This window comes from Rhabdonatronobacter sediminivivens (genome assembly GCF_013415485.1).
In the GTDB taxonomy this organism is placed as follows: domain Bacteria; phylum Pseudomonadota; class Alphaproteobacteria; order Rhodobacterales; family Rhodobacteraceae; genus Rhabdonatronobacter; species Rhabdonatronobacter sediminivivens.
Genome location: NZ_JACBXS010000015.1, coordinates 85964 through 96983, shown reverse-complemented (window position 1 = coordinate 96983; position 11020 = coordinate 85964). Strand labels below are relative to the sequence as shown.

The window sequence follows — 11020 nt, the reverse complement described above, 5'->3', positions numbered from 1 at the left end:
CCCCCCCCCCCCCCCCCCCCCCCCCCCCCCCCCCCCCCCCCCGCCGCCCCCCCCCCCCCCCCCCCGGGGGGGGGGGGGCGCCCCCCCCCCCCCCCCCCCCCCCCCCCCCCCGGCCCAACGGGATGACGTGTCCCTGCAAGGGACGCGGAAGACGGGCGGGAGAGTTGGCTTCCGGCAGGCGGCGCGGGGGAGGGCGGTTCGGTTTGATCTGCCAAGGTGGGAAGGCGGTGCGGCTCTGCGCCTTTCGGCCCCGGATGCGCAACGCCGCTGCAGGCGCCCTTCGCGAGGGGTCGGTTGCGCGGCAGCTTATGGACGCCCCGCGCTGGCTGCGCTATCACGCGCTGGCATCGCGGGGCCGGGGGCTGCGGTTTCTCTGCCGCCCGCGCGCCCGCGCCCGGAAAAGAAGAAAGGCCCCAGATGTCCGCACATGGCCCCGCAACACCCATGACCGCCCACCGAAGCCCTGCGCTGCGGGGACAGGTGGATAGTCCCGGGGACAAGTCTGTCAGCCATCGCGCGCTGATCCTGGGGGCGCTGGCGGTTGGCCGGACGCAGATCACCGGCTTGCTGGAAGGTCAGGATGTGCTGGACACCGCCGCGGCCATGCGCGCCTTTGGCGCCACGGTTACGCGCCATGGCCCCGGCGCATGGAGTGTCGAGGGCGTCGGCGTGGGGGGCTTTGCCGAGCCGGAGCAGGTGATTGACTGCGGCAATTCCGGCACTGGCGTGCGGCTGATCATGGGGGCCATGGCCACCACAGCAATCACGGTGACCTTTACCGGAGACGCCAGCCTCAACAGCCGACCCATGGGCCGGGTCACCGATCCGCTGGCGCTTTTCGGGGCGCGGGCCTTTGGCCGTTCGGGCGGGCGGCTGCCGATGACCGTCATCGGCGCGGCAGATCCGGTGCCGGTACGCTATGCGCTGCCGGTCCCTTCGGCCCAGGTCAAATCGGCGGTGCTGCTGGCGGGGCTCAACGCACCCGGCGCCACGGTGGTGATCGAGGCTGAACCCACACGCGATCATACCGAACGGATGCTGCGCGGTTTTGGCGCGGAACTCACGGTCGAGGACACGCCCGAGGGCCGGGTCATCACCCTGCAGGGCCAGCCGGAGTTGCGACCGCAAACCGTGGCCGTCCCACGTGACCCGTCCTCGGCCGCCTTTCCGGCCTGCGCGGCGCTGATGGTTCCGGGGTCCGAGGTCACCATCCCCGGCGTCAGCCGCAATCCCACGCGCGATGGCCTGTATCGCACGCTGGTAGAGATGGGTGCCGATATCGCCTTTGAAAACCCGCGCGAAGAAGGCGGAGAGCCGGTGGCAGACCTCCGCCTGCGCAACAGCGGACCCCTGCACGGGGTGACCGTGCCGCCGGACCGCGCGGCCAGCATGATCGATGAATACCCGATCCTTGCGGCCCTTGCCGCGACCGCCCAGGGCACCACCGTCATGCGCGGGATCCGTGAACTGCGGGTCAAGGAATCCGACCGAATCGACGCCATGGCCCGGGGACTTGAAGCCTGTGGCGTGCGGGTCGAGGAAACCGAGGACAGCCTGAGCGTTCATGGCTGCGGTGCCGAAGACATCGAAGGGGGCGCGCAGGTGCAAAGCCGCCTGGACCACCGGATCGCCATGAGCTTCCTGTGCCTGGGCCTGGTGTCGCGTCGCGCCATCACCGTGGATGATGCCAGCCCGATCGCGACCTCCTTTCCCGCATTCGAGGCGCTGATGACCGCGCTCGGCGCCGATCTGCGCCATGGCACGCGCTGAAGTTCATCACAAATTGAATTGAAACCGAAGGGATTAGCCGAATGAAGTTTACCGTCGCCATTGATGGCCCAGCTGCAGCGGGCAAGGGCACGATCTCACGCGCGCTGGCCGATCATTTCGGCTTTGCCCATCTGGATACGGGGCTTCTGTATCGTGCGGTGGGGGTCAAGGGGGGGGATCCGGTGGCCGCAGCGCAGACGCTGGGCGCGGCGGATCTGGCGCGCGATGACCTGCGCGGGCTGGCCGCCAGCGAAGCCGCCAGCCGAGTGGCGGCCATCCCCGAGGTTCGCGCAGCACTGGTGGCGTTTCAGCGCGATTTCGCCCGGCGCCCGGGGGGGGCGGTTCTGGACGGGCGCGATATCGGCACGGTGATCTGCCCGGGTGCCGAGGTGAAGCTCTTCGTCACGGCCTCGCCCGAAATCCGCGCGCGACGGCGCTGGCTGGAAGAGGGCGGCACGGCGGCGCCCGAGACATTTGAGCAGGTGCTGGAACAGGTTCGCGCCCGCGATGCCCGCGACATGGGCCGCGCCGATGCTCCTTTGCGCCCGGCCGAGGATGCCGCGCAACTGGACACCACCGATTTGAGCATCGATGATGCGGTGGCGCGTGCCGTCGCATTGGTGCAGGCGCGCTTGCCCGGTTAGGTTGACACCCAGCTGGGAGGGGGTGCTCCCGCCCGTCTTCCCGGCGCAAGCGCCGGTCATCCCGTTGGGCCGGGCGCGCCTGTCGGCGCGCAAGGGGCGATACAGAACCAGATCAAGGAGAGGCCACATGCCGCGCAGTCCAGAGAGAATTCTGTTTCTGCAGAATGAAAGCGTGCTGCAGGCGCAGACGGAAGTGGTGCAGCGGCATCTGACCGCAGCCTTTCCCGGTGCGGATGTCGTCTGCGCAGACCGTCCCGACAGGGTGCCCGAGGACGTGTTTCAGGCGGTCATTGCGCCGACCTTGCCCTGGCTGCCGGAGGCGCTGGCGCGCATCAAGGGGTGTGAATGGGTGCATTTCCTGTCGGCCGGGGTGGAGCGGATCTGGGAGATGCCGGTTGATTGGTCGCGCCTGACCCTGACCAAGAGCAGTGGCATCCACGGCCCGCAGATGAGCGAATACGCCATTGGAGCGTTGCTGCATTTTTGCAAGGGATTTGACCGCTACATCGAGCAGTCGCGCACACACGCATGGCAGCGGGCCTGGCAGGATGAACTGAGCGGACAGACGCTGATGGTCCTGGGTGGCGGGGCAATCGGTGCCATGGTGGGGCAGCGGGCGCGGGTCTTCGGCATGCAGGTGATTGCGGTCAAGCGTCGCCCTGAACCGCAGGGTTGGGCGGATATGACGCTGGACTTCGACGCCGCCCGCGCGCATCTGGGGGTTGTGAATGCTCTGGTTGTCTGTGTACCGCTGACCGATGCGACGCAGGGAATGGTCAATCACGCGCTGCTTTCAAGCCTCGCTCCGGGGGCGGTGCTGGTGGATATCTCGCGCGGTGGGGTCGTGGAACCCGAGGCCGTTCTGGACCTGCTCGACAGCGGCCATTTGCGCGGCGCAGCGCTGGATGTCTTCGAAACCGAACCCCTGCCCGAGGACTCGCCGCTGTGGAATCGCGCGGATGTGTTGCTGACGCCGCATGTTTCGGGCACGTCGCCGCATTATCTGGAGCGTGCCTTGCAACTGTTCATCGACAATGCGCGGCACTGGCAGACTGATCAACGCATGATCACATTGGTGGACCAGACGGCCCGTTACTGACACCGCGCCAGAATGCCATCATTCCTTGTCCGGCGCTTGCGCCGGACAGCGCCCCCGAGGCGCGCAGGGTGGGTGGGTGGGCGCGGCTCGGGGGCGCTACCCCGCTACCCGTGGAAGCAGGGAAATGCTCGGTCTTGAGGAACCGCCCACACGCGACCGGATACAAGGAAAAACCGCAAGAGTCCTAGACCCTTGCGGTTTCATTTTCACAACTGCCAAGGAAGCGTGACAGGCGCGTGCTCAGCCGGCGCTGGCGGGCTCGCGGGATTGGCCTTCGGCATAGATGATCAAGGGGCTGGCTTCGGATGTGACGGCTTCCTCGTTCACCACAACCTCGCTCACGTTGCGCAGGCCGGGCAGCTCGAACATCGTGTCCAGCAGGATGTCTTCCATGATGGACCGCAGCCCGCGCGCACCGGTCTTGCGCGCGATCGCCCGCTTGGAAATGGCGCGCAGGGCCTCGTCGGTGAAGCTCAGATCGGCGCCCTCGATCTCGAACAGGCGCTTGTACTGTTTGACCAGCGCGTTCTTCGGTTCGGTCAGGATGGTGATCAGCGCGTCCTCGTCCAGGTCCGTCAGGGTCGCAACCACAGGCAGACGGCCGACAAATTCCGGGATCAGGCCGAACTTCAGCAGATCCTCGGGTTCCAGCGTTTTCAGGGTCTCGCCGATCCCGCGCAGGGATTCGTCCTTCACATCGGCACCAAAGCCGATAGCGCTGCCCTTGCCCCGCTGGGCGATGATCCGGTCCAGACCGGCAAAGGCGCCGCCGCAGATGAACAGGATATTCGTGGTATCCACCTGCAGGAACTCCTGCTGCGGATGCTTGCGCCCGCCCTGCGGGGGCACGCTGGCCACCGTGCCCTCCATCAGCTTCAGAAGCGCCTGCTGCACCCCCTCGCCGGACACATCGCGGGTGATCGAAGGGTTGTCGGACTTGCGGGTGATCTTGTCGACCTCGTCGATATAGACGATGCCGCGCTGGGCGCGTTCGACATTGTATTCCGAGGCCTGCAACAGCTTGAGGATGATGTTCTCAACATCCTCACCCACATATCCCGCTTCGGTCAGGGTGGTCGCATCGGCCATGGTGAACGGCACATCGAGGATGCGCGCCAGCGTCTGCGCCAGCAGCGTCTTGCCGCAGCCGGTGGGGCCGATCAGCAGGATGTTCGATTTCGACAGCTCGATATCGCCGGCCTTGCCGGAATGGTTCAGGCGCTTGTAATGGTTGTGCACGGCAACTGACAGCACGCGCTTTGCGTGCATCTGCCCGATGACATAATCATCCAGCACATCGCAGATTTCGCGCGGGGTCGGCACACCTTCGGAGGATTTGAAGCCTGAGCTTTTCGTCTCTTCGCGGATGATGTCCATGCACAATTCGACACATTCGTCGCAAATGAACACAGTCGGCCCTGCGATCAGCTTGCGCACCTCGTGCTGGCTTTTGCCGCAAAACGAGCAATAAAGCGTGTTCTTGCTGTCGCCGGAGCTGGAATTTGCCATCGGTTACCTCTGTGGCCTCGTGTTCGAAGCGAGACGCGCAGCTTTTCGGGCAACACGCCTGCATTCCTCTAAAGACTAAGTCAGGGGGGCGGCGGGGACAATGCCAAATTTGCCCCCGCCTGTCCTGCCTGTGCGAATGCGCATCCGTTGCCGGTTTATGAAGCGCGCCTCAGCTTTCCTCGGCCGGTTCGCGGGTGGTCACGATATCGTCAATGATGCCCCAGTCCTTGGCCATTTCCGGGGTCATGAAGTTGTCGCGCTCCAGCGCGGCCTCGACCTTTTTCAGGGTCTGGCCGGTGTGGTGGACGTAGATCTGGTTCAGGCGTTCCTTCAGTTCCAGGATCTCGCGCGCATGGATGGAGATATCGGTCGCCTGCCCCTGGAACCCGCCCGAGGGCTGGTGCACCATGATCCGCGAATTGGGCAGCGAAAAGCGCATCCCCTTTTCCCCGGCCGCCAGCAGCAGCGACCCCATGCTGGCCGCCTGACCCACAACAAGCGTGCTGACTTTTGGCCGGATATACTGCATGGTGTCATAGATCGACAGGCCCGAGGTCACGACACCGCCGGGGCTGTTGATATACATCGAGATGTCCTTGGAGGGGTTCTCGGCCTCCAGGTGCAGCAACTGCGCCACGATCAGGCTTGCCATCCCGTCATGCACCGGGCCGGTGACGAAGATGATGCGCTCCTTCAGCAGGCGCGAGAAGATGTCATAGGCCCGCTCACCGCGGCTGGTCTGTTCGACCACCATGGGGACCAGATTCATGTAGGTTTCTACGGGATCTTGCATGTCGGTTTCCTGCCCTTGGTTCCCGGGGGAGTGCCCCGGTGTATCGGTGACGTGTTGCGATAGTCTTAGTGCCCCGCCCCATGGGCCGCAAGGGCGGCAGGTCCGGCGCGGGCGTTCAAGCGAACGTGACGTCATGCCCCGCCGGAACCGGCGACTTTGGGCGGCGCGGTTTTGACCATTGGCAGCGGGCGCTGTATAAGGAGCAGGTCTCACATCACAGGGTCGGGCGCGTGCTTCGGATCATCCTTTCTTTTTTTGGCGGCATCTTCAGTTTCGTGGTGCTGGCCCTCTTCTTTGTTGCGCTGACCATTGGCGGCGTGTTCTGGATGTATGGGCGGGACCTGCCCAGCCATGAACAGCTGGCCTCCTACGCGCCGCCCAGCATCAGCCGTGTCTTTTCCGGTGAGGGGCAGCTGATCGATGAATTCGCCCATGAGCGGCGCCTGTTCACCCCCGTCGATGACATGCCAGAGATGCTCAAGAATGCCTTCATCTCGGCCGAGGATCGCAATTTCTATTCACACACCGGGTTTGACGGCCGCGCCATCGCCGCCGCCGCCTATGAAGCCGTGGCCTCGCGCGGGCAGACGGTGCGGGGGGCTTCGACCATCACCCAGCAGGTGATGAAGAACTTCCTGCTGTCCGGCGACCGCACCGGAGAGCGCAAGATCAAGGAGATCATCCTGGCCACGCGGGTGGAGCAGACCCTGACCAAGGATCAGATCCTTGAACTCTACATGAACGAGATCTTTCTGGGCCAGAACTCCTATGGCGTGACCGCGGCCGCGCAGAGCTATTTCAACAAGACACTGGATGAGCTGGACCTGCATGAAGCCGCCTTTCTGGCGGCGCTGCCGCAGGCGCCTTCGGACTATCACCCCGTCCGCGCGCGCGAGCGGGTGACGGCCCGGCGCAACTGGGTGCTGGGGCAGATGCTGGACAATGGCTTCATCACCCGCGCCGAATTCGAAGAGGCCCGCGCCCGCCCGCTGGAAACGGTGCAGGGCGGCGAGATCGACAGCTTCCGGCAGTCGCTGCCGCCGCGCGACTATTTCACCGATGAAATCCGCCGCCAGCTGTCCGGAACCTTTGGCGAGGAGGAGTTCTTTGGCGGCGGGCTGAGCATCCGCGCCACCGCGGACCCGGACCTGCAGCGTTATGCGGCCCTGGCCCTGCAAGAGGCCCTGGAACGCTATGACCGCCAGCAGGGCCGCTGGCGCGGCACCGGCGAGGTCATCGACGCCGCGCTGCTGGACAGCGAGGACACCTGGCGCCCGGCGCTGGCGCGCGCCGATGTGGCCCGTGACATCCATCTGGGCAACACCTGGCGCGCCGCCGTGGTGCTGGAGGTCAGCCCCGACCGCGCCCTGCTGGGGATCGAGGATGTGGATGAGCCCGGCGAGATCGAACGGGCGGACATCAACTGGGCGCGCGGGTCGCTGTCGGACAATCTGGACGTGGGCGATGTGGTCCATGTGCGCGCCGTAACCGCCGACAGTGACGGCAGCTTCCTGCGCTGGTCACTGCGCCAGGTCCCCGAGGTGCAGGGCGCGTTCATGGCGATGGATGTGAACACGGGCCGCGTGCTGGCCATGCAGGGGGGCTTTTCCTACCAGCATTCGGTGTTCAACCGCGCCACCCAGGCGCAGCGCCAGCCGGGCTCGGCCTTCAAGCCCTTTGTCTATGCCGCGGCGCTGGATTCGGGCTTTACCCCGGCCACTGTGGTTGTCGATGCCCCGATCGAGGTGGACACCGCCCAGGGCCTGTGGCGCCCCACCAATGCCAGCAACCGTTTCTACGGCCCCACGCCGGTGCGCACCGGGATCGAGATGTCGCGCAACCTGATGACCGTGCGCATGGCGCAGGAAATCGGGATGGATACCGTGGGCCGCTATGCGGAACGTTTCGGCGTGTTCGATCGGGCGCAAACCAACCTGGCCAATGCCCTTGGCAGCCAGGAAACGACCCTGTTCCGCATGGTCGCCGCCTATGCCATGTTCGCCAATGGCGGCGAGCGGGTGGAGCCGACGCTGGTGGACCGGGTGCAGGACCGCTGGGGGCGCACTGTGTATCGCCATGACCAGCGCAGTTGCGTGGAATGCAGCGAGGCGGGGCTGCCGCCCAATGCCTCGCCCTGGATTGCCACCGAACGGCCACGCGTGATGAACGCCGTGACGGCCTATCAGCTGACCTCGATGCTGGAGGGGGTGATTCAGCGTGGCACGGGGCGGTCCATCAACCTGCCCGTGCCCGTGGCCGGCAAGACCGGGACCACCAACGAGGCGCGCGACGTGTGGTTCGTGGGGTATACCTCGAACATCGCCGCAGGTTGCTACATCGGCCATGACCGCCCGCGCCCGCTGGGGCGGGGGGCCTCGGGCGGGGGGCTGTGCGGCCCGGTGTTCCAGGCCTTCATGCAGGAGGCCGTAAAGCGCCATGGCGGCACCCGGTTTGCCGTCCCTTCGGGCGGGTATTTCATCAATATCGACCGTCATTCCGGCGCGCGGCTGTCCGATGACGCGTCCGGGCCGAATGTGATCTCGGAATTCTTCCGCGAGGGCGAAGAGCCGATCTTTGGCCTGGCGGCGATGATCGACGGCGGGTTTGCCATGGGCTCGAACCTGCCGCTCTATGACTCGGCGCCGGCACAGTCGGGCGGTGGCAGCAGCAGCAGCGGGGGGGGCGGCGGCGCCGGGGCGGATTTCGGCACCGTCTCCAGCGGCGGGCTTTACTGACCCCGGCCGGGCAGCCCTGCCGGGCGCTTGCCCCGCGCCGCTGGCCGGGGTAAGCACGGGGGCCCAGACCGCAAATCCCAGCCATGGAACGGACCCACATGCGCGCAGAAACGCAATCCACCATCGATGCGATCCGCAAGTCGCTGACCCTGCTGGGCCAGCGCATGGATATTGATACCGCGGCGCACCGGCTGGAAGAATTCGATGCCATGACCGAGGACCCGGACCTGTGGAATGATCCGGCCCGCGCTCAGAAACTGATGCGGGACCGTCAGGTGCTGGCTGATGCCATGTCCGTGCATCGCGAATTGTCCACCGAGTTGCAGGACAATATCGATCTGATCGAACTGGGCGAGGCCGAAGGCGACAGCGATGTGGTGAGCGAGGCCGAAGCCGCGCTCAAGGCGCTGGCGGCGCGCGCGGCGGAAAAGGAGATCGAGGCGCTGCTCAATGGCGAGGCTGACGGGAACGACACCTTTCTGGAGATCAACGCCGGGGCCGGGGGCACCGAAAGCTGCGACTGGGCGGCGATGCTGGCGCGGATGTATGTGCGCTGGGCCGAAAAGCGCGGCTACAAGGTGGAGCTGATGTCCGAAAGCGCAGGCGAGGAAGCGGGCATCCGTTCGGCCGCCTACAAGATCAGCGGGCACAATGCCTATGGCTGGCTGAAATCCGAAAGCGGGGTGCACCGGCTGGTGCGCATCTCGCCCTATGACAGCGCGGCGCGGCGGCACACATCGTTTTCGTCGGTCTGGGTCTATCCGGTGGTGGATGACAACATCGAGATCGAGGTGAACCCTTCGGACATCCGGGTGGATACCTATCGGTCCTCGGGTGCGGGCGGGCAGCATGTGAACACCACGGATTCGGCGGTGCGGATCACGCATATTCCCACCGGGATCGTGGTGACCAGTTCCGAGAAATCTCAGCACCAGAACCGCGCGATTGCCATGGATGCCCTGAAATCAAGGCTCTATGAGATGGAGCTGCGCAAGCGGACCGAAGCGATCGAGGCCCAGCACGATGCCAAGGGCGATGCGGGCTGGGGCAACCAGATCCGGTCTTATGTGCTGCAACCCTATCAGATGGTGAAGGACCTGCGCACGGGGGTCGAGACCTCGGACACCCAGGGCGTGCTGGATGGCGGGCTGGACCGGTTCATGGCCGCAACCCTGGCCATGGATGTGGCCGGCAAGTCCCGCGCCGAGGCGCAGGCCGAGGACTGAGCACGCTTTTTCGGCTTTGCGGTTCTGGCTGGCAGGGCGCAGAAGCGCCCCCGAGCCGCGCCCACCCGCCCACCCTGCGCGCCGACGGCGGGCGCTTTGCCCGGCATGGCCGGGCAGGGAAGGGGTTCAGCCGAGCCGCCCCATCAGAGCGGCTGTGTCCAGCATCCGGCAGGAAAAGCCCCATTCATTGTCATACCAGGACAGCACGCGGACCATGCGTTTCTCCAGCACCTTGGTTTCGGCCAGGTGGAAGACGCTGGAATGCGGGTCGTGGTTGAAATCCTGGCTGACATTGGGCTGATCGGTCACGCCCAGGATGCCTTTCATCGGGCCTTCGGCGGCGGCGGTGACGGCGGCGTTGATCTCTTCGACCGTTGTGTCGCGGGCGGCCTCGAAGGTGAAATCCACCACGCTGACATTGGGGGTGGGCACCCGGATGGCGACCCCGTCCAGCTTGCCCGCCAACTCCGGCAGCACCAGACCCACCGCGCGCGCGGCCCCGGTCGATGTGGGGATCATGCTCATGGCGGCGGCGCGGGCGCGATACATGTCCGAATGCATGGTGTCCAGCGTCGGCTGGTCGCCGGTATAGCTGTGGATCGTGGTCATGAAGCCGCGGGTGATGCCCACCGCGTCATGCAGCGCCTTGGCCACCGGCGCCAGGCAGTTGGTGGTGCAGGACGCGTTCGACACATGGCGGTCGGCATCGGTCAGGATGGCGTGGTTCACGCCATAGACGATGGTCTTGTCCGCGCCCTTGGACGGGGCCGAGACCAGCACCTTCTTCGCCTTGTCCAGATGCACAAGCGCCTTGTCGCCCTTGAAGATGCCGGTGCAGTCCAGCACGATGTCGATATCCTCCCACGGCAGGTCGGCGGGGTCACGCTCGGCGCTGACGGTGATGGGGCCGCGGCCGACATCAAGGGTATTGCCGGTCACCGTGACGGTGCCGGGGAAGCGGCCATGGACCGAATCGAAGCGCAGCAGATGGGCATTGCTTTCCACCGGGCCAAGGTCGTTGATGGCGACAATCTCCAGATCATCGCGCCCGGTTTCGATCAGGGCGCGCAGGACAAGGCGGCCGATGCGGCCGAATCCGTTGATGGCGATGCGTGTGGTCATGGTGAAGCCTCCAGGGTCTGGCGGGGCCGCGCGGCCCGGCGGCGCGCGGCAGTTACCGCTAACAAAGCGATTCCAACTGCTCTGTCAACCGTAGCCTGCAGCGGATGCGCGGCAAAGCGCGG

At 65.9% G+C, this 11020-nt stretch carries 8 protein-coding genes; 5 read left to right on the top strand and 3 right to left on the bottom strand.

Features of this window, described 5'->3' with window-relative positions:
• The first annotated feature begins 417 nt into the window (after nucleotides 1–417).
• The 3 genes from aroA (at nucleotide 418) to HUK65_RS09290 (ending at nucleotide 3513) form a co-directional block, all read left to right on the top strand.
• A complete protein-coding gene (gene aroA, locus HUK65_RS09300; protein ID WP_179905888.1) occupies nucleotides 418–1770 on the top strand; it encodes a 3-phosphoshikimate 1-carboxyvinyltransferase in 1353 nt (450 codons plus the stop codon).
• A 41-nt stretch (nucleotides 1771–1811) separates the two neighbouring features.
• On the top strand, nucleotides 1812–2414 hold the full coding sequence (locus HUK65_RS09295; RefSeq protein WP_179905887.1) for a (d)CMP kinase: 603 nt from the start codon (nucleotides 1812–1814) through the stop codon (nucleotides 2412–2414).
• Nucleotides 2415–2541: 127 nt separating this feature from the next.
• Nucleotides 2542–3513, top strand: a complete 972-nt coding sequence (locus tag HUK65_RS09290; protein WP_179905886.1) for a D-2-hydroxyacid dehydrogenase — start codon at nucleotides 2542–2544, stop codon at nucleotides 3511–3513.
• 240 nt (nucleotides 3514–3753) lie between these two features.
• Here the strand turns inward: HUK65_RS09290 and clpX are convergent, their stop codons facing one another.
• Together clpX and HUK65_RS09280 are read right to left on the bottom strand one after the other, a co-directional pair.
• Nucleotides 3754–5022, bottom strand: coding sequence for an ATP-dependent Clp protease ATP-binding subunit ClpX (clpX, locus tag HUK65_RS09285; protein WP_179905885.1), 1269 nt, complete (start codon nucleotides 5020–5022; stop codon nucleotides 3754–3756).
• Between the two features lie 169 nt (nucleotides 5023–5191).
• On the bottom strand, nucleotides 5192–5815 hold the full coding sequence (locus HUK65_RS09280) for an ATP-dependent Clp protease proteolytic subunit (protein ID WP_179905884.1): 624 nt from the start codon (nucleotides 5813–5815) through the stop codon (nucleotides 5192–5194).
• A gap of 230 nt (nucleotides 5816–6045) precedes the next feature.
• On the opposite strand from HUK65_RS09280, the gene HUK65_RS09275 reads away from it, so the two are divergent.
• The gene (locus HUK65_RS09275) at nucleotides 6046–8550 is read left to right on the top strand and encodes a penicillin-binding protein 1A (RefSeq protein ID WP_179905883.1); all 2505 of its coding nucleotides are present in this window, start codon (nucleotides 6046–6048) and stop codon (nucleotides 8548–8550) included.
• A gap of 98 nt (nucleotides 8551–8648) precedes the next feature.
• Nucleotides 8649–9776, top strand: coding sequence for a peptide chain release factor 2 (gene prfB / locus HUK65_RS09270; RefSeq protein ID WP_179905891.1), 1128 nt, complete (start codon nucleotides 8649–8651; stop codon nucleotides 9774–9776).
• 126 nt (nucleotides 9777–9902) lie between these two features.
• On the opposite strand, the gene gap is transcribed toward prfB, so the two are convergent.
• The gene (gene gap / locus HUK65_RS09265) at nucleotides 9903–10898 is read right to left on the bottom strand and encodes a type I glyceraldehyde-3-phosphate dehydrogenase (protein ID WP_179905882.1); all 996 of its coding nucleotides are present in this window, start codon (nucleotides 10896–10898) and stop codon (nucleotides 9903–9905) included.
• Between the last annotated feature and the right edge of the window lie 122 nt (nucleotides 10899–11020).